Below are 17,918 nucleotides of genomic sequence, written 5' to 3'. Positions count from 1 at the left end.
TGCGGTTCCTCGTCGACCGGATAGGCTGACCGCCCGCAGCGCCGGTGCCACACTCGGGCCATGACCGAGCACCTCATCCGCTACTCCGGCCGCGGCGGCTTCACCCCCGGCGTGATCGCCCGGGCCCAGGGGAGCACCGTCACCACCGAGGACGGCCGGGAGCTGCTCGACTTCACCTCCGGGCAGATGAACGCGATCCTCGGGCACTCGCACCCGGAGATCGTCGCGACCGTCCGAGACCAGGTCGGCCGGCTCGACCACCTCTACAGCGGGATGCTGTCGCGGCCGGTGCTGGAGCTGTGCGAGCGGCTGTGCGCCTCGGTCGGCGGCGGACTGGACCGGGCGATGCTGCTGACCACCGGCGCGGAGTCCAACGAGGCCGCGATCCGGATGGCCAAGCTCGTCACCGGCCGGCACGAGATCGTCTCCTTCGCCCGGTCCTGGCACGGCATGACCCAGGCCGCGGCGAACGCGACCTACGTCGCCGGCCGCGCCGGGTACGGGCCCGCCGCCCCCGGCAACTTCGCGCTGCCGGTGCCCGACCGCTACCGCCCCGACCTCGTCGACGACGCCGGGGAGCTCGACTGGCGCCGCCAGCTCGACCTCGGGTTCGCCCTGATCGACGCCCAGTCCGTCGGCAGCCTCGCCGCCTGCATCGTCGAGCCGATCCTGTCCTCCGGCGGGGTCGTCGACCTGCCACCGGGCTACCTGGCGGCGCTGCGCGACAAGTGCCACGAGCGCGGGATGCTGCTGATCCTGGACGAGGCCCAGACCGGTCTGTGCCGCACCGGGGACTGGTACGCCCACCAGCGCGACGGCGTGGTCCCGGACATCCTCACGCTGTCCAAGACGCTCGGGGCGGGCCTGCCGCTCGCCGCCGTCCTCACCACGGCCGCGATCGAGCAGGTCGCGCACGAGCGCGGCTTCCTGTTCTTCACCACCCACGTCAACGACCCCCTCCCGGCGGCGGTCGGGCTCACCGTGCTCGACGTGCTCACCCGCGACCGGCTCGACCTGCGCGCCCGCGAGCTGGGCACGCTGCTGCAGGACGGTCTGCGGGACCTGGCCCGCACGACCGGGATGATAGGCGACGTCCGCGGCCGCGGCCTGCTGGTCGGGCTGGAGCTGGCGGGCTCCGACACCGACGCGCTCGGGGCGGCCGTCACCGCGCGGTGCGCCGAGCTGGGGCTGCACATGAACATCGTGCAGCTGCCCGGCATGGGCGGGACGTTCCGGATCGCGCCGCCGCTGACCGCGACCGAGGCCGAGATCCGCCGCGGTGTGGACATCCTCGGCACGGCCCTGGGGGAGGTGGCTCAGCCCTCGACGGCGGCCGTGCGCCGGTCCGGTGTCGCAGCGACGTGACGGCTCGCGCTCGGCGACCTCGCGGTCACGGGGTCCGGACACCTGTCAGCGCGGCGTGACGATCGTCAGCTTCCCGTCTGGCCGGACCCGTACCGCCGCCCCGGCCGGGTCGCCGGCGAGCAGTTCCGGCAGCTCGCCGTCGCGACCGCATCCGATGAACCGCGCACCGCCGTCGTCGAGCCGGCCGACGACGACCGCGTGCCGGCTGCCGTCGCGGTCGTGGCGCACCGTCCAGGTCTCGACGGTCGCCGCGCCGTCGGCGGCGGTCGTCGTCGGGACGGTGGGAACGGCGTCGAGCCGGGCCTGGAGCGCGGCGCTGTCGTCGTCGCGCCAGGGGGCGGGGCGGGTGGAGTAGACCCCGGCGGAGTACTTGGACAGGAACCCGCCGTTCGCGCCGACCAGGCCGTACGTACCCGGGTCGGCCCGCAGGCGTCGGACGACCTCGGCGACCGCGTGCATCGAGTAGTCGTTCCCCGGCCCGCCGAAGAACGGCAGCCCACCGGTGACGGTGAGCCCGCGCGGGTCGTCGGCGGCCAGCCCGAGGGGGTCGGCGACCGAGGACACCGCGATCGGGAAGCAGGAGTACAGGTCGATCGCGGCGAGGTCGTCCACGCGGGTCCCGGCGCGGTCCAGGGCGTGCCGGACGGCGGCCTCGGCGGCCGGGTAGGCGCCCAGGTCGGGGCGGTCGAGCACGGCGCGCTCGGTGAGGTCGGCGTGGCCGTGCAGGAACACCCACCGCTGCGGGTCGATCCCCAGGTCGTGGGCGGTGCCGACCGAGGTGAGGACGACCGCGGCGCCCTGGTTGACCTGGTCGCGCGAGACGAGGAACCGCGGGTACGGATCGGTGATCATCCGGTTGCGGTCGTCGGTCGTGACGAGCTCCTCGGGCGTTCGGACCCGCGGCGCGGCGGCGTGCGGATGCCCGGCGGCGACCCGGGTGAACGGCGCGAACAGCTCGCCCATCCCGTGGGCGTGGGCGTCCCGGCCGAGGCCGAGCCGGGCGCGGCGGGCGTTCTCGCACAGCGCGTAGTAGGCGGCGGGGGAGAGCACGCCGTGCGCCTCGGCGACCGGGCTGCGCAGCTCCGAGCCGTACCCGCGGTCCTCCAGCGTGCCGCCGACGTGCTCGCTGTGGTCGGGCCGCTCGGCCTCGGGGCGCGACATCAGGTCCCGCACGGTCGACATCGCCTCGGCCCCGACGAGCAGCACCGCCCCGGCCTCCCCGCGGGCGATCGCGCCGGCGAACTCGCCGACGAGGCGTTGCGGGGACTGCCCGCCGACGACGTCGAGCACCGCCCGCCGCGGGTCGGCGCCGACGCGGCGGGCGACCGCGCGCGGGTAGTTGTCCGCCCGGCCCAGCGGCGCGACCGCCCCGGGCAGCGACATCTCGAACTGCCGCACCCCCGCGACGACGGCCAGCGCCGCCGCCACCGCGGCCGGGTCCGCACCGGTGTCGGCGAGCGCCGCGGCGGCCGCGGCGGCACCGAGCCCGACCGGTGACAGCGCGGCGTAACCGGGCTCGCCGATCCGCTCGGAGGCCTCCCCGACCCCGACGACGACGGGTGTCCGCGGGTCGAGGTTCATCCGACCAGCCCCGCGAGCGCGGCGATGCGCTGCTCGCAGTCGTGCGCCATCTCCCGGGTGATCTCGCCCGCGCCGCGCAGCTCGGTGAACGCGCCGACGACCTGCCCGACGAAGAACGACTGCAGCTCTGTCGCGCCGGGGTTCCCGGCGTCGGCGGCGGCGTCGATGCTCGACCAGGCCTGCAGGGTCAGCAGCGGCTGCAGCGGCATCGGCAGCGGCGCCGGCGCGCCGGGTGCGGACCACGCGTCGTGGTAGGCGCTGCGCAGCTGCCGGGCAGGCTTGCCGGTCCGGGCGGGGGAGCGGACGGTGTCGCCGCTGCCCGCGGCGAGGAACTTGCGCTTCACCGACTCCGGCGCCACGTCCTCCACACTGGACAGCCACACCGAGCCGCACCACACCCCGGCCGCGCCGAGCGCGAGCGCGGCGGCCATCTGGTCGCCCGAGGCGATGCCGCCCGCGGCCAGCACCGGCCGGTCCCCGGCGACACCGACGATCTCCGGGGTCAGCACCGTCGTCGCGATGGTGCCGGTGTGTCCACCGGCCTCGGTGCCCTGCGCGACGAGCACGTCGACCCCGGCCGCGAGCTGCCGTTCGGCGTGCCGGCGGGTCCCGACCAGCGCGGCGACGACCGTCCCGGCGTCGTGCGCGCGCTCCACGAGGTGCGGCGGCGCGGTGCCGAGCGCGTTCGCGACGAGCGCGGGCCGGTGGGCGAACACCGCGTCGAGCTGGGCCTCGGCACCGCGCCGGCTCATCCCCGCCGCGATCGCGTCGCGCCCGGGGTCGACCGGCACCCGCGGGATGCCGTAGCGGTCGAGCAGGTCGTCGACGAAGGCGAGGTGCTCGGCCGGGAGCTGCGCACGCAGCGCGGCGACGAGGTCCTCCCGGTCGGCCCCGGTGTCGGCGGTCTTCTCCGGGACGAGCAGGTCGACCCCGTAGGGCCGCCCGTCGAGCTGCTCCTCGATCCAGGTCAGCTGCGCGTCGAGCTCCTCGGCGGTGTAGGAGACCGCGGCGAGCACCCCGAACCCCCCGGCGCGGCTCACCTCGGTCACCACCGCGGGGGACCGGTTGAACCCGACGATCGGGTGCTCGACGCCCAGCAGATCGGTCAGCGCTGTCCTGATCACACCGGTGAGCGTATTACGGACGAACACCGTCCAGAAGTAGGTCGGTGGTCACAGCACCGTCTGGCAGGATCGCCGCCGTGCCCCCGCCGTCGCGCCGCAGCGGACGTCCGCGCGACCCGGACGTCGACCGTCGCGCCCTCGCCGCCGCCCGCGAGGTCTACGGCGAGCGCGGCTGGTCCGGGCTGTCGCTGGAGGAGGTGGCCCGCCGGTCGTCGATCGGGAAGGGGTCGCTGTACCTGCGCTGGCCGACCCGGGCGGCGCTGCTCGTGGCGGCGGTGCGCGACCGGGCCCGCTTCGTCGCCGACATCGACACCGGCTCGCTGCGCGAGGACCTGGTGACCTTCGCCGAGCTGTGGACGGCGTTCGCCACGAGCGACGACGGCCGGCTGGTCGAGCGGCTGCTCGTCGACTCCCACCGGGTCCCGGAGATCGCGGGGGCGCTCGCCGACGACGCCTATCCCGAGCACGTCCGCGGCGCCCGGACGATGGTGCGCCGCGGCATCGAGCGCGGCGAGCTCCCGGCCGGGACGTCGGTGGCGCTGGTCGCGGACCTGGTCGCGGGGGCGGTGCGCAACCACGTCGCGACCACCCCCGCACACCTTGCCGCCCGCGACGACGCCCGGGGACACGCGGTGGCGGTCGTCGACACCGTCCTGGCCGGGGTACGGGCGCGGGCTCAGCCCTCGCCGTAGGCGGCGGCGATCTCCTGCGGCCCGGCCCACCGGCTGTAGGTGGGGCCCTGCGGCCAGCCCTCCGGCGAGTCCTGCCAGACCTCCTGGCGGCCGTAGGGCAGCACGTCGACCAGCGGGAACAGGTAGGACAGCTGCTCGGTGCCGCGGCCGTCGGTGTGCCAGGTGCGGAAGACGCGGTCGCCGTCGCGCAGGAACACGTTGACCGCGAAGCCGCCCCCGGGCGGGGCGCCGACGTCGGTGCCGAAGCTGCTGTGGGCCGTCGAATACCAGGTCATGGTGTTGCCGACGCGACGCCGGTAGACCAGCGCCTCGTCGATCGGGCCCTGGGTGACGATCACGAAGCGGGCGTCGAACTTCTCCAGGCCGGCGAGCCGGGTGAACTGCGAGGTGAACCCCGTGCACCCGCCGCACTGCCAGTCGGCGCCGTCGTGCCACATGTGGCTGTAGACGATCAGCTGCGGGTGGCCGTCGAAGATCTCGGCGAGGCGGACGGGGCCGTCCTCTCCGCGCAGGACGTAGTCGGGCATCTCGACCATCGGCAGCCGGCGACGGGCGGCGGCGATGGTGTCGAGCTCGCGGGTGGCGGCCTTCTCGCGGACGCGCAGCGCGGCGAGCTCGCGCTCCCAGGTGGCGGTGTCGACGACGGGTGGCAGGGCGGCGGTGATCGGCTCGGTCATGTGAGGCGTGACCGGCGTCGCGCCCGGAACTCATCGCTCACAGACCGCGCACAGCGACCGGACAGCATCGCGACAGTGCCGGCGTCGACGGTGGGGTCCTGCCGCCACGACCCCTGAGGAGATCATCCGTGAGCACTGCGACCCCGGTCCGGCCGGGACGGGACCGCGCCGGCGCGCCGCCCGCCCCGGCGCAGACCGCCGCCCCGCCCGCCGTCCCGCCGGGGCGGGTGGCCCGCCTGCTGCGTGGCCCGGCCGGTGACCCGGGCTGGGCGCGGCCGGGGCTGCTCGTCCTGCTCGCCGGGACGGCGTTGCTGTACCTGTGGGACCTGTCGGCCTCGGGCTATGCCAACGACTTCTACGCCGCCGCGGTGCAGGCCGGGACGCAGTCGTGGAAGGCATGGCTGTTCGGGTCGCTGGACTCCGGGAACGCGATCACCGTCGACAAGCCGCCCGCGGCGCTGTGGGTGATGACGGCGTCGGCGCGGCTGTTCGGGTTCTCCTCGTGGAGCCTGCTCGTGCCGCAGGCGCTGATGGGTGTGGGCGCGGTGGCCCTGCTGCACGCGACGGTGCGGCGGTGGGCCGGGCCCGCCGCGGGGCTGCTCGCGGGTGCGGTGCTGGCGCTGACCCCGGCGGCGGTGCTGATGTTCCGGTTCGACAACCCGGACGCGCTGCTGACGCTGCTGCTGGTCGCCGCGGCCTGGGCCGGCTCGCGCGCCGTCGACGCCGCCTCGGTGCGGGCGTCCACCTGGTGGCTGGTCGCGGCCGGGTCGGCGGTCGGGTTCGCGTTCCTCACGAAGATGGGGCAGGCGCTGCTGGTCGTCCCGGCGCTCGGGCTGGTGTACCTGGTCGCCGGCTCGCCGCGGCTGCGGACCCGGATCGTGCAGATGGGCGCCGCGGTGGCGGGGATGGTCGTCTCCGCGGGGTGGTTCATCGCGCTGGAGGAGCTGTGGCCCGCGTCCGACCGGCCCTACATCGGAGGATCGACGACGAACTCGCTGCTCGAGCTCGCGCTGGGCTACAACGGCCTCGGCCGGCTGCTCGGCGGCACCGGCAACGGTGGCGGCCCCGGCGGGGGAGGCGGTGGTGGCAACACCGGCTTCGGCGGCGCGGCCGGTCCGTTGCGGCTGTTCACCGGTGAGCTCGCCTACGAGATCTCCTGGCTGCTGCCTGCCGCGCTGATCCTGCTCGTCGCGGGGCTGTGGGTCACCCGGCGGGCGCCGCGGACCGACCGGACCCGCGCGGCGCTGCTGCTGTGGGGTGGCTGGACGCTCGTCACGGCGGCGGTGTTCTCGATGATGAGCGGCACGATGCACCCGTACTACACGGTGGCGCTGGCCCCGGGGCTCGCCGGAGTGGTGGCCGTCGGCGGGGCGGCGCTGTGGCGGGAGCGGGGTGCCCGGTGGGCGCGGATCGTCGCCGCGACGACGGTGCTCGTCACCGGTGGCTGGGCGGTCGCGCTGCTGGTGGTGAGCGCGGAGTCGTTCTCCTGGCTGTGCCGGCCGGTCGGGGTGGTCACGGTGGTCGCGGCGGGGCTGATGCTCGCGCCCGGCCGGGGGCGAGCGGTGGTGCGGTCCGGTCTGGTCGCGGTGCTGGTGGCGGGGATGCTCGGGACCGGGGTGTACGCGGTGGCGACGGCGTCGACCGGGCACACCGGCAGCATCCCCTCGGTCGGGACGGTGTCGAGCTCGTTCGGCACCACCGCCGGTTCGTCCGGCGGTCCCGGCTCGGGCCCGGCCGGCCCGGGTGCGGCCGTCGGCGCGGACGGGTCCGGTGGTGCCGGGGCAACGCCCCCGGGGCAGGGCGGTGGCGGGCCCGGCTCCGGCGGTGCGACCTCGGTGGAGCTGACCTCACTGCTCGCCGCGACCCGGTCCTCGTCCGGGACGACCTGGGCGGCTGCGGTCGCCACCTCCCAGACCGCCGCGTCGCTGGAGCTGGCGAGTGGGACCGCGGTCATGTCGACCGGTGGGTGGGCCGGCAGCGACTCCGCCGTCACCCTCGCCGAGTTCCGGTCCTACGTGGAGCAGGGCCGGATCGCCTACTACGTGGCGGGCGGCCAGGGCGGCGGCCCCGGTGGGCAGAGCGACTCGACGAGCAGCCGGATCGCGACCTGGGTCGCCGAGCACTACACGGCGACGACCGTCGGCGGTCAGACCGTCTACGACCTGTCCGCCCCGACCTCCTGACCCGCTCGTCGCCACCTCGCGCACCCCATCGGATCGGTGGGGTGCGCGCGGCATCGAGGTCAGGTCGGTGCACGCGGTGGCGGTTCTGGTGCCGGACCGCAGTAGCGGTGTCCGGTCGGGGTGACGGTGACCACGATGCCGTCCGGTGCGCGGAAGACCTGCCACCCGGGTTGTTCGCGGACGTGGTTGTGGAACTCGCAGACCCCGCGCCCGTTGTCGAGTTCGGTGCGTCCGCCGTCGGCATCCCGATGGATGTGGTCGAGGTGGCGGACGGGTGCGTCGCAGTAGGGCTCGGTGCACCGGTTCTGCGCCCGGGCCTTCACGAGGGTGGCGAGCAGGCCGGTGAAAGTACGCCTCCGGGAGTCCCCGCCGATCACGATGCCCTGGTCGGTGAGCAGACGGCGCAGGGACTTGGCGCCCTCGGGGGTGGCGAGCAGGTCGGCCGGGACCGGTCCGAAGCCGGGGATCTCCGCGGGCAGCGGGGAGGTGGGGTCGAGCAGCGCCTGGACGGGGACGGTGACCTGGACTTCCAGGTTCACGGCGGTCGCGGTGGCCTGCCCGGTGACGCGTTCGACCAGGGTGTCGGCCAAGACCTGCCCACGGGTACGAGTCAGCGGTTCCGGAGCGACCTGGACCTCGACGAACGCTCTATGCAGCGCCGCCAGACATACGGCGCCCTGTTCGACCGGGACATAGGCGGTCAGATAGCTCATCGCATCCGGTGCCGGGCGCAGTGTCACTCGGCGTTCGGCTTTCGCCGCGTGGACGCGGGCGCGGAAACGGTCGGGGGCGATCTCGGCGACCAGCCGCCGCGTCATCGCCCGCAGCCGGCCGATCCCGTACCGGGTCAGGTCACGCACGGCGGCGAGCCGGGCGTCGACCCGCGCGCGTTGGGTGGTGTCGAGGTCGCGGCACTCGACGGCGATCGCGGTGACCTTGGCGGCGCTGAGCTGCCCGGTCTCATGGAGGCGCCGGACGTCGTCGAGCCCGGCGTGCAGGTCGCGGGCGTCGGCGACGCGGGTGCGGGCCTCGGTGGTGGAGACCCGGCAGGCGAGCTGGATCTGGGCGACGACGCTGCGGTGGAGCTTGTCGGGATCCAGGTCGGTCGGGCCGTTCTCCACGTGGGTGTGGGCGAAGGCCCGGATGCGCGTCGACTGCAGTGCGGCGAGCGAGGCCCGGAGCGTCTCGATCTCCTGTATCTGGTCGATCAGCTCGGCTTTGGACAACGTGGAGGTGTCGGCGGCGAGGGCGTGGTCGAGGTGGAACCGGAGCAGGGTGAGGTCACCCGATGGGAACCCACCTGCGAGCACGCCGGTGGCGTGGGCGGGTGGTTCCTGGGTGGCGGTCACACCATCGAGGATACTCGAACGTGTGTTCGATGACCAGTTTCCGTTCGCGATCGCGAATCCGTGGCCTGCGGTGATGCGGACCGCTCGCGACGGTGCCTCGTGGTGTGGGTGACTGCGCACCGTAAGGGGACAGTGCGATGCCGACCGGCTGCGTCGTGAGGTGACGCGAGAGGGACGGCCGCACCGGGTACCCGTCGTGACGGCGTGGCTGCCACCGGCAGGAGGTGGCGAGGACGGATCGCGCACGGCTCTGGGCGCCGGTCCGGGCCGGGGTCCGGCGACCGCGCCGGGGGGCGACGCGCGGACGAGTGCGGCCACCGGAGGGACGCTGCCACCCGGACGATGCGACCCGGAACCGCGGAGCCCGACAGGGCCCTCAGCCCCACTTCTCCCGCACCGAGGTGAACACCTTCTGCCCGTACGAGAACTCCACGACGTTCCCGTCCGGATCGGTCAGCGCGCAGATGTACCCCACCGGCCCCGGCATCTGCCGCGGCTCCCAGTGCAGGCACCCCGCGTCCCGGGCGCGGTCGGCGGCGGCGTCGACGTCGTCGCGGGTCGGCACCTCGATCCCCAGATGGGCGAAGGGGCGCAGCAACCCCAGCTCGCCACCCTGCTCGGCGTCGAACGACACCAGGACCAGCACCATCGGCGTCTCCACCTGACCGGCGTTGGACAGCCAGGCGCTCCGCCCGGCGTCGTCGGAGAAGCGTTCGACGACGGTGAGGGGTGTCATCGTCGTGTAGAAGTCGATGGCGGCGTCGAGGTCGCCGGTGGGCAGCGCGACGTGGGTCCACCGCGCCTCGGTCAGCTGTGCGTCGGTCACGGGGATTCTCTACCCGACGACGCCGCGGTCGTGCAGCCCACCGATGGTGCGCGCGTCGAGACCGAGGACGTCGGCGAGTACCTCGTCGGTCTCCCGGCCCAGCTCGGGGGCGGCACCGGGGTCACCGTGGTCGGCGTCCCACCGGATCGGCGAGCGCGCGGTGATACCGGTGGCGCCACCGGGGAGCGCCAGATCGGCGAGCAGCGGGTGCCCTCCGGCGCGGTGCTCGGCGACGACGTGGGTCATCCCCTGGTAGCGGCCCCACAGGACGCGGGCCCGGTTCAGCTCGGACTCCACGGTCGCCGAGTCGCGCGCGGCGAACCACGGCCGCAGCACCGCCGCGATCGTCTCGCGCAGCCGGTAGCGCTCGGTCTCCGAGGTCAGGTCGGCGTCGAGGGCGGGCTCCAGTGCGGCGAACACGTCACCGGTCCCGGTGACCGACACCAGGGCGTTCCACTGCGCCGGGGTCAGCGCGACGACCATCACCCGGTTCCCGTCGGAGCAGGCGAAGTCGACACCGAAGCTGCCGTAGACGTGGTTGCCGTGCCGCGGCCGCTCGTGCCCGCGCTCGTCGGCCTCGGAGAGCCAGCCCAGGTTGGCGACGCCGGCCAGCGCCACGTCGGACAGCGCGATCTCGGAGTACACCCCGGCGCCGGTACGGGAGCGCTGGTACACCCCGGCGAGCACGGCCGTCGCGACCGACATGCCGGTGACCAGGTCCCACGCGGGCAGTACGTGGTTGACCGGGGCCGCGCCCTCCTCGCTACCGGTGATCTGCGGGATCCCGACCTCGGCGTTGACGGTGTAGTCGACGGCGGGACGGCCGTCCGGGTAGCCCTGCACGCGCACGTGCACCAGGTCCGGTCGACGCGCGACGAGCGCGTCGTTGGCCATCCAGCGGCGGCCCACGACGTTGTCGACGAGGACACCGCGGTCCGGGCCCGGGGCCGTCGCCAGGCCCAGGACGAGCTCGCGGCCCTCGTCGGAGCGCAGGTCGATGCTGATCGAGCGCTTGCCCTTGTTCAGCGAGGCCCAGTAGTAGGAGTCGCCGGTACCGTGCCCGGCGGCGGGCCAGCGACCGTGATCGGGGCCGCCCCCGAGCGGGTCGATGCGGATGACCGAGGCCCCGAGCTGCGCGAGCGTCATGCCACCGGTGGGACCGGCGACGAAACTCGCGCACTCGACGACGTGCAGACCGGACAGCGGACGCGACATGGCGACCATCCTGCCCGGCGACGGGGCCGGACGGATCAGAGGTGTTCGATCAGCCGCTGACGGGCCAGGCGCTCGACCATCTCGGGGAGCGCTGCGGCGGAGACGACGTCGAGGTCGCGGCGGGAGCCGCGCACGACGTGGTCGACGAGGTCGGGGGAGAAACGGCCGGCGAACTCGGCGGTGAGCCGGTCGACGGCGCCCCGGACGGTGGGGTCGGTGACGGGTGGGTGGACGGAGGCCTGCACAGGAATGGTCGTTTCGGTCGAGGTGGTGTCCGGTACGCGGCGGGGTGCCGCGCCGCGCGGGATCGCGCGGTGCCGGTACGGGGTCGGTGGCACCGGCCGTGGCCGGGGCGCCGGGTGGGCGCCTCCCGGGGACGGTCCGGGCGGTTCGTCGCGGCCGGCGTGTCACCGGGCGCGATCGACTGGCACCACCGTATCGGACATACGGGCTGCGCGTCGACCGATTACGCGGGCCCCGGCTGATCGCGGTCGAGGTGGACCTCGCGGTCCGGCTCGACCGCGGCGACCCCGGTGACCACCCGCAGGGCGTCCGGGTCGTCGCACGTCCCGACGACCACCCCGACCCCCGTGAGCACCTTCTCCACCTGCAGCCCGGCGGCCGCGCAGGCCCGCGCGACGTCGTCGGCGACGTGCCCGTCGGCCACCGACACCAGCAGCCTCCCGGTCGTGCTCATCGGCCCGGGGCCCGGACGAGGCCCGCGCCGACGTCGCCCGAGGGCAGCGGCAGCCGCTGGGCGGCCTGCGTGAGCTGGGTCCACAGGTCGCGCCCGCGGGCGCCGGTGCGCTGCGACCACAGCGCCGCGATCCCGGAGACGTGCGGGGTGGCCATCGAGGTGCCCGAGATCGTGTTGGTGCGCTGGGGCATCGGCCACGACGAGTAGACGTCCACACCGGGACCGGCGATGTCGACCTGCCCGCCCTCGACCGCGGAGCTCGCCGCGGAGAAGTCGGCGATGGCCAGCGCGGCGTCCACCGCGGCGACCGCCATGATCGACGGGCTGTTCGCCGGGACGCCGACGAAGCCGACGTTCCCGGCCGAGCGCTCGGCGTTGTTGCCGGCCGCGGCGACGATCAGGGTGCCCGCGTCGAGCGCGCGCCGCCCGGCGTTCTCGTAGGCGGCGGAGACCTCGTCGAGGTCCGCGCCCAGCGACATCGAGACGACCTGCGCGCCGGAGGAGATCGCCCACTCGATGCCCTCGAGGATGCCGGCGTCGGTGCCGGAGCCGTCGTCACCGAGCACCTTGCCGACCAGGATCCTCGCCTCGTGGGCGATGCCGTAGCGGCGTCCCGAACCGGGGGCGAGCGGCCCGCAGGAGGTGCCGATGCAGTGCGTGCCGTGCCCCTGCACGTCGGCGACCTCCTGGCCGTCGACGAACGAGCGCGACTCGATCTGCCGCCCGGCGAAGTCGGGGTGGCCGAGGTCGAGGCCGGTGTCGAGGACGGCGACGGTGATCCCGGCGCCGGTCTCGGCGGCGACGTCCGCGCCGGTGGCCTGCAGTCCCCAGGTGACCTGGTCGTTGTCGGCGAACCGGGCCGCGGCGGGCGCGTCGGCGGTCTCCGACGCGGCGGCGCGCTCGGCCAGGAAGCCCGCCGCGTCGGCGAACCCGCGCAGGTAGTCGGCGCTCAGCCCGGGCCCGGACAGGGCGCGCAGCACGCGTTCGGGCTCCACCGACAGCACCCGGCGGTCGGCCCGCACAGTGCGCAGCCGGGCCGGGTCCAGCTCGGCGACGGCGACGCCGAGCCGGGCGAACAGCGTCGGGTGGGCCCCCGGGGTGTCGTCGCGGCTGCTGGTCACCTCGGACAGGCCGGTCAGCTCCGCCACCGCCGAGCGTGCCGTGTCGTGGTCGGCCACCAGGTCATCGCTGAGCACCAGCAGGTACCGGCCGGTCAGCGTGCCTGCGGTCCGGCCCGGGACGGCCGCGTGCGGCTCCACCATGTCGCCTCCGTCGATCGACTCGTGACCACCCATCGTGCCCCAGTGATCGCGCTCCGGCACGGTCTGCGGGCGAACGGGTGGTGACGACTCAGGGCCGCTGCCCGACCGTGTCCGCCAGCAGCGCCTCGGCGACCACGTGCAGCTTCCGGTTCGTCTCGTGCGAGAGCCGGCGCAGCAGGGTGAACGCCTCGTCGGCGGAGCAGCCGCGCTGGGCCATGAGGGCCCCCTTCGCCTGCTCGATGCTGACGTGCCGGGCGAAGCGGGCCCGCAGGTGGCTGTTCTCGGTGTCCAGGGCACGGGCCAGTGCCGCGGCGGGGAGGTCGCTGCCGTCGGCGCCGGGGCTGATCAACCCGGTGACGTCCTCGATGTGGTGCAGCACCCCGATGACCCGCCCGTCCGGGGCGGTCAGCGGGGAGTTCACCGTGACCCACACCCGTTCGACGAAGCCGGGCGTACCCGTCGCCGCGGGCACGTCGTGACGCTGCACCGGCAGGTGGTCGCGCAGCCCGAGGCGCAGCACCCGCGACAGCGACGCCGTCAGCCTGGCGACGCCGTCGGCGCCGGGCCGGTGCGGGTCGTCCGGCAGCGCGGCCGTCAGCGGTCTGCCGACCAGCTCGCCGGACGCGCGCAGGGTCGCCGCACAGAAGGCCGCGTTCGCCCCCACGACCGTGAGCTCCCCGTCGACGACCAGGTACGGGGAGCGCGTGGCACGGAACACGGGATCGTCGCAGCAGGCGCGCAGGATCTGCGCGTCCGAGGGCCCGGAAAGCATCTGACCTCCGCCGCGCCGGAACGCGACGGTTCGGCGGGTGCCGCGGCGAGCGGCACCGGAGACCTGGCCCGGCGCGTCCGGCAGATGATGTCTGCGGAAACGGTTCCCGGGGTGGACCCCGGGATGCCGGGCCGGTTGCTTGACCCTGCGTGCTCGCGTCCGGAACCTGACGGTTCGCGGACGTCGGGAAGAACGTTAGGACAGTGCGTCACGCCTGCTGACAGCGGGTGTCCGATTACTCCGGACGTCGCGTTCGCGACCCCCGGATGCAGTGACCGGATAGTCCAATCCATATCTCGAGTTACGGTAGGGTCGGGCCGACCCCACCCCGGAAGCCCCCAGGAGCAACGATGCTCGGTCTGATGCAGGACCGTCCCCTGACGCTGCCGCACGTCTTCCACCGTGCCGAGCAGTACTTCGGACACAAGGAGATCGTCACCGCCACCCCGGCGGGGACGGTCCGCACCACCACGGTCGCCGAGTGGGCCGTACGCACCCGCCGGCTGGCCACCGTGCTCGACACCCTCGGCGTCTCCGCCGACGGCCGGGTCGGGACGTTCTGCTGGAACACCGACCGGCACCTGGAGCTGTACCTGGCGGTGCCGTGCACCGGCCGGGTCCTGCACACGCTCAACCTGCGGCTGTTCCCCGACCAGCTCGTCTACGTGGCCGACCACGCCGAGGACGAGGTCGTGTTCGTCGAGCGCTCCCTGCTCGGCCTGTTCTGGCCGCACGTGGACCGGATGACCACGGTGCGCCACGTCGTCGTCATCGACGACGGCGCGCCCACCGAGATCCCCGACGACCCGCGCATCCGGCTCCACGAGGAGCTCCTGGCCGCGGCCGAGCCGTTCGCGGGCCGGTTCGTGGTGGAGGACGAGAACACCGCCGCCGCCATGTGCTACACCTCCGGCACCACCGGCAACCCCAAGGGCGTCGTCTACTCGCACCGCTCGACGCTGCTGCACTCGCTCGCGACCCTGTTCGCCGACGGCGTCGGGCTCTGCGAGCGCGACGTGGTCCTGCCGGTCGTCCCGATGTTCCACGCCAACGCCTGGGGCCTGCCCTACGGCTGCCTGCTCGCCGGCACCTCGCTGGTGCTGCCCGGGCCCGGCATGACCCCGGACGCGGTCCTGACACTGATCCAGGACCACCGGGTCACCGTCGCCGCGGGCGTCCCGACGATCTGGATGGGCCTGCTGCCCAGGCTCGGCGAGTACGACTGCTCGTCGCTGCGGGTCCTGCTCTGCGGCGGCTCGGCGGTGCCGAAGTCGATGTCGGAGGGCTTCCGCACCGCGATCGGCCTGCCGGTCCTGCAGGGATGGGGGATGACCGAGACCTCGCCGGTGGCGACCCTGGGCGTGCTGCGCTCCCAGCACGACGATCTGTCCGACGACGACAAGGCCACCGTGCGCGCCCTGCAGGGCCCCCCGGTCCCGCTCGTCGACCTGCGCATCGCCGACCCCGAGACCGGTGCCGAGCAGCCCTGGGACGGCACCACCAGCGGTGAGGTGCAGGTGGCGGGCCCGTGGATCGCCTCGGAGTACTACCGCGGCGAGGGCGGCGGCACGCAGTTCACCTCCGACGGCTGGCTGCGCACCGGCGACGTCGCCGTCGTCGACGGCTCGGGCTACGTCAAGCTCGTCGACCGCACCAAGGACCTGGTCAAGTCCGGTGGTGAGTGGATCAGCTCGGTGGAGCTGGAGAACGAGATCATGGCGCACCCGAAGGTCGCCGAGGCCGCGGTCATCGCGATCCCGCACGAGCGCTGGGTGGAGCGCCCGATGGCCTGCGTCGTGGTGAAGGACGGCGAGACCCTCACCGCCGACGAGCTCCTCGCCTTCCTCACCGACCGGGTCGCCAAGTGGTGGCTCCCCGACGCCGTCGAGTTCATCGACGAGGTGCCCAAGACGAGCGTCGGCAAGTTCTCCAAGAAGACCCTGCGGGAGAAGTTCGAGGGCTACTCGCTGAGCTGAGCGGCCGCCTCGCGGTCCGTGGTCCCGGTGCGTGGCGCCGGGACCACGGCCGCGCCGCCCTGCTCGGGGATGACACCGTCCGGGACGGCCGCGGCGGCCCCGGCGAGCAGGTCGAGGCAGTGCACCTCGCCGCACCCGTCGCCGACGACCACCGTCCCGCCCCCCACCGCGACCGCGGTCAGCGGCGCGTCCAGCGGCACCCGGCCGAGCGCCGTCGCGGAGGTCAGGTCCCACAGCACCGCCGTGCCGTCCGAGCCCGCGGTCACCGCGCGGCACCGGCCCGCACCGGCGGCCGCGGTCAGGTGCGCCGCGTCGGCGCGCACCGTCGTCACCGCGGCCGACCCGGCCCGCCAGACGTGCACCCGGCCGTCGGCGTCGCAGACCACGCCGTGGCAGCCGTCGTCGTCGACGGCGACGGCGGTGACCAGCCCGGCCGGCAGCGCCGCCGTGACCACCTCCGCCGAGGCGGGCCGCCAGCAGGCCAGCAGGCCGTCCGCGGCGAGCAGCACCGTCGCCCCGCCGGGGGTCGGCGCGGCCACCCGCGGTGCCGACGGCAGCCGGGTGGTGCGGAAGGCCCGCCCGCTGCGCGCGTCGCGCACGGCGACCGTGCCGTCCGGCTCGCCGGTCACGACCAGCGCGCCCCGCCCGGCCAGCACACGGCCGGGCAGCGACACCGCACCGGCCCGGACCCCGGTCGTCGCGTAGCGCTCCTCGACGGTCGCGGTCCCGGTGACGGCGAACAGCCTCGTGCCGGACGGGTCGAACCACAGCGGGCCCGCACCGGCCGGGGCGCCCCAGCGGCGCGCGCCGGTGGCCGGGTCGTGCGCGAGCAGCCCGTCGGAGCGGCGACCGGCCGAGACGACCAGGCCCGAGCCCGCGGCGACCGCACCGACCGCGGGGGAGACCCCGGCGTGCCCGCCGGCACCCGGCCGGGCCCGTGCCGAGTCCCAGACCAGGACGCGGCCGTGGTCGTCCCCGGTCGCGACGACGGTGCCCGCGGCGTCGGCGGTGACCGCCCGCACCGCGGCGCCGTGCCCGGCGAGCTCGGCGACCGGGCCGGGGCCGCTGGTCGGGACGAGCTGCACGGTCCCGTCCACCCGCCCGACGACGACCCGGCCCTCACCGGCGCACGCTGCCGCGGTGGCGGCGACGCCGTCGCCGGGGACGTCGAGCCGTACCGCGTCCTGCGGCACCCCGTCGACCAGCGCGAACACGTGCAGCGCACCGTCGGCGGTGGCCGCGAGCAGCTGCCCCGCGGTCGGCACCACCACGGCGACCACGGCTGGCCCGCCCTCCAGCAGCCCCAGCGGGGCCCCGGTGGCCGGGTCCCAGGACCGCAGCGTGCCGTCCACCCCGCCGGACACGACGGTGCCCTGGCCGGTCGCGGTCAGTGCGGTCACCGGGCCGGCGTGCCCGCGGGCGACCGAGACGGCCGCGCCGCTGGTCACGTCCCACACCCGCACCGCGCCGTCGGCGCCGCCCGCGACCACCCGGGTCGGGGCGGTCCCGGTCACCGCGAGCGCGGTCACCGGGCCGGGCCGCCCGGCCAGGGTCGTGACCTCGGCGCCGCGGGCCGGGCCGTCGGTGGCCAGCACCCGCACCTCGGGGTCGTCACCGGCGAGGGCGACCAGGCCGCCGTCGGGGGACAGGGCGACCGTCCGGGCGTGGACCGCGGAGGCCGGGGGCCGCGGACCGCCGGGCCCGGCGAGCGGGTCCGGGACCGCGTGCCCGGTCCCGGCGTCCCAGGCACCGCTCTCACCGGAGGCGTCGAGCGACAGCAACAGGCCGTCCGGTCCGGCGAGCAGCGCGACGACCGCGTCCCCGTGGCCCTCCAGGACCCGGCTCAGCGCGGCCGACGGCGGCCGGGTGCGCCAGCGGGTGGTCAGCGCGGGGACGCCCTGGGCGGTGAGCCGGGCCCGGGCGGCCCCGGCCAGCGCGGCCTCCCCGGCCAGGACGGCCCCGGCGAGCAGGTGCTGGGCGACCGGCGCGGTGCCGGAGCGGCGCAGGTGGTGCGCCTCGAGGTCCAGGACGCGGCGCAGCGCCTCGGGTGTCACCCCGTCCGGCGCGACGCCCGGGTGCTCCCCGTACGGCGGTTCGCCGGCGGCGATGCGCCGTTCCAGCCCGTCCCAGAACGTCTCGACGGCCATGCGTGTGAGCCCTCCCCGGGGTCGCGTTCGGTTACCTGTCGTGGCCCCGCGC

15 protein-coding genes are annotated in these 17,918 nt (G+C 75.2%); 4 read left to right on the top strand and 11 right to left on the bottom strand.

Annotated elements, in window-relative coordinates:
• Nucleotides 1–60 precede the first annotated feature (60 nt).
• Nucleotides 61–1,365 (top strand): aspartate aminotransferase family protein, encoded by a 1,305-nt coding sequence (locus MTO91_RS18760; RefSeq protein ID WP_476652112.1) that lies wholly within the window; start codon nt 61–63, stop codon nt 1,363–1,365.
• Between the two features lie 45 nt (nt 1,366–1,410).
• On the opposite strand, the gene MTO91_RS18755 is transcribed toward MTO91_RS18760, so the two are convergent.
• Nucleotides 1,411–2,946 (bottom strand): acetyl-CoA acetyltransferase, encoded by a 1,536-nt coding sequence (locus MTO91_RS18755; RefSeq protein ID WP_476652111.1) that lies wholly within the window; start codon nt 2,944–2,946, stop codon nt 1,411–1,413.
• On the bottom strand, nt 2,943–4,070 hold the full coding sequence (locus MTO91_RS18750; RefSeq protein WP_357440680.1) for an NAD(P)H-dependent flavin oxidoreductase: 1,128 nt from the start codon (nt 4,068–4,070) through the stop codon (nt 2,943–2,945). The genes MTO91_RS18755 and MTO91_RS18750 overlap by 4 nt, the downstream gene beginning before the upstream one ends.
• A gap of 77 nt (nt 4,071–4,147) precedes the next feature.
• Here MTO91_RS18750 and MTO91_RS18745 point away from each other — a divergent pair, with 77 nt between their 5' ends.
• Complete coding sequence (locus MTO91_RS18745) at nt 4,148–4,762, top strand: TetR/AcrR family transcriptional regulator (RefSeq protein ID WP_208826650.1); 615 nt, start codon at nt 4,148–4,150, stop codon at nt 4,760–4,762.
• Here the strand turns inward: MTO91_RS18745 and MTO91_RS18740 are convergent.
• Nucleotides 4,747–5,439 carry a DUF899 family protein gene (locus MTO91_RS18740; RefSeq protein WP_476652110.1) on the bottom strand — a complete coding sequence of 231 codons (693 nt, stop codon included), beginning with the start codon at nt 5,437–5,439 and terminating at the stop codon, nt 4,747–4,749. The two genes, MTO91_RS18745 and MTO91_RS18740, sit on opposite strands and share 16 nt — an antisense overlap.
• Nucleotides 5,440–5,567: 128 nt before the next feature.
• Here MTO91_RS18740 and MTO91_RS18735 point away from each other — a divergent pair, with 128 nt between their 5' ends.
• Complete coding sequence (locus tag MTO91_RS18735) at nt 5,568–7,622, top strand: ArnT family glycosyltransferase (RefSeq protein ID WP_476652109.1); 2,055 nt, start codon at nt 5,568–5,570, stop codon at nt 7,620–7,622.
• 59 nt (nt 7,623–7,681) lie between these two features.
• Here MTO91_RS18735 and MTO91_RS18730 read toward each other — a convergent pair whose 3' ends face one another.
• The 7 genes from MTO91_RS18730 to MTO91_RS18700 form a co-directional block, all read right to left on the bottom strand.
• The gene (locus MTO91_RS18730) at nt 7,682–8,971 is read right to left on the bottom strand and encodes an HNH endonuclease (RefSeq protein ID WP_476652107.1); all 1,290 of its coding nucleotides are present in this window, start codon (nt 8,969–8,971) and stop codon (nt 7,682–7,684) included.
• A 376-nt stretch (nt 8,972–9,347) separates the two neighbouring features.
• On the bottom strand, nt 9,348–9,797 hold the full coding sequence (locus tag MTO91_RS18725; RefSeq protein ID WP_060711293.1) for a VOC family protein: 450 nt from the start codon (nt 9,795–9,797) through the stop codon (nt 9,348–9,350).
• Nucleotides 9,798–9,806: 9 nt separating this feature from the next.
• Nucleotides 9,807–11,012 carry a CoA transferase gene (locus MTO91_RS18720; RefSeq protein WP_476652105.1) on the bottom strand — a complete coding sequence of 402 codons (1,206 nt, stop codon included), beginning with the start codon at nt 11,010–11,012 and terminating at the stop codon, nt 9,807–9,809.
• A 35-nt stretch (nt 11,013–11,047) separates the two neighbouring features.
• Entirely contained in the window at nt 11,048–11,257 is a 210-nt protein-coding gene (locus MTO91_RS18715) for a hypothetical protein (protein ID WP_062396439.1), read from the bottom strand.
• Nucleotides 11,258–11,478: 221 nt separating this feature from the next.
• Nucleotides 11,479–11,709: a hypothetical protein gene (locus MTO91_RS18710; RefSeq protein ID WP_337825823.1), complete on the bottom strand. Its 231-nt coding sequence runs from the start codon at nt 11,707–11,709 to the stop codon at nt 11,479–11,481.
• Nucleotides 11,706–12,971, bottom strand: a complete 1,266-nt coding sequence (locus MTO91_RS18705) for a S8 family serine peptidase (RefSeq protein WP_357460352.1) — start codon at nt 12,969–12,971, stop codon at nt 11,706–11,708. Before MTO91_RS18705 ends, MTO91_RS18710 begins: the two co-directional genes overlap by 4 nt.
• Before the next feature lie 88 nt (nt 12,972–13,059).
• Complete coding sequence (locus MTO91_RS18700; protein WP_405416098.1) at nt 13,060–13,743, bottom strand: ANTAR domain-containing protein; 684 nt, start codon at nt 13,741–13,743, stop codon at nt 13,060–13,062.
• A gap of 350 nt (nt 13,744–14,093) precedes the next feature.
• Here MTO91_RS18700 and MTO91_RS18695 point away from each other — a divergent pair, with 350 nt between their 5' ends.
• Nucleotides 14,094–15,719 carry a long-chain fatty acid--CoA ligase gene (locus tag MTO91_RS18695; protein ID WP_476652102.1) on the top strand — a complete coding sequence of 542 codons (1,626 nt, stop codon included), beginning with the start codon at nt 14,094–14,096 and terminating at the stop codon, nt 15,717–15,719.
• On the opposite strand, the gene MTO91_RS18690 is transcribed toward MTO91_RS18695, so the two are convergent.
• Entirely contained in the window at nt 15,704–17,866 is a 2,163-nt protein-coding gene (locus MTO91_RS18690; protein ID WP_476652100.1) for a WD40 repeat domain-containing protein, read from the bottom strand. The two genes, MTO91_RS18695 and MTO91_RS18690, sit on opposite strands and share 16 nt — an antisense overlap.
• Between the last annotated feature and the right edge of the window lie 52 nt (nt 17,867–17,918).

It is taken from the genome of Pseudonocardia sp. 2-7 (genome assembly GCF_056341085.1).
The sequence above is the reverse complement of the archived record's forward strand: the minus strand, read 5'-3'. Positions and strand labels throughout refer to the sequence as shown.

Bases quoted from the DNA above. Each gene is read 5' to 3' on its own strand.
- MTO91_RS18700 (WP_405416098.1), bottom strand. From the start codon at position 13,743: ATGCTTTCCGGGCCCTCGGACGCGCAGATCCTGCGCGCCTGCTGCGAC.
- MTO91_RS18720 (WP_476652105.1), bottom strand. From the start codon at position 11,012: ATGTCGCGTCCGCTGTCCGGTCTGCACGTCGTCGAGTGCGCGAGTTTC.
- MTO91_RS18760 (WP_476652112.1), top strand. From the start codon at position 61: ATGACCGAGCACCTCATCCGCTACTCCGGCCGCGGCGGCTTCACCCCC.
- MTO91_RS18755 (WP_476652111.1), bottom strand. From the start codon at position 2,946: ATGAACCTCGACCCGCGGACACCCGTCGTCGTCGGGGTCGGGGAGGCC.
- MTO91_RS18705 (WP_357460352.1), bottom strand. From the start codon at position 12,971: ATGGTGGAGCCGCACGCGGCCGTCCCGGGCCGGACCGCAGGCACGCTG.
- MTO91_RS18710 (WP_337825823.1), bottom strand. From the start codon at position 11,709: ATGAGCACGACCGGGAGGCTGCTGGTGTCGGTGGCCGACGGGCACGTC.
- MTO91_RS18695 (WP_476652102.1), top strand. From the start codon at position 14,094: ATGCTCGGTCTGATGCAGGACCGTCCCCTGACGCTGCCGCACGTCTTC.
- MTO91_RS18740 (WP_476652110.1), bottom strand. From the start codon at position 5,439: ATGACCGAGCCGATCACCGCCGCCCTGCCACCCGTCGTCGACACCGCC.
- MTO91_RS18690 (WP_476652100.1), bottom strand. From the start codon at position 17,866: ATGGCCGTCGAGACGTTCTGGGACGGGCTGGAACGGCGCATCGCCGCC.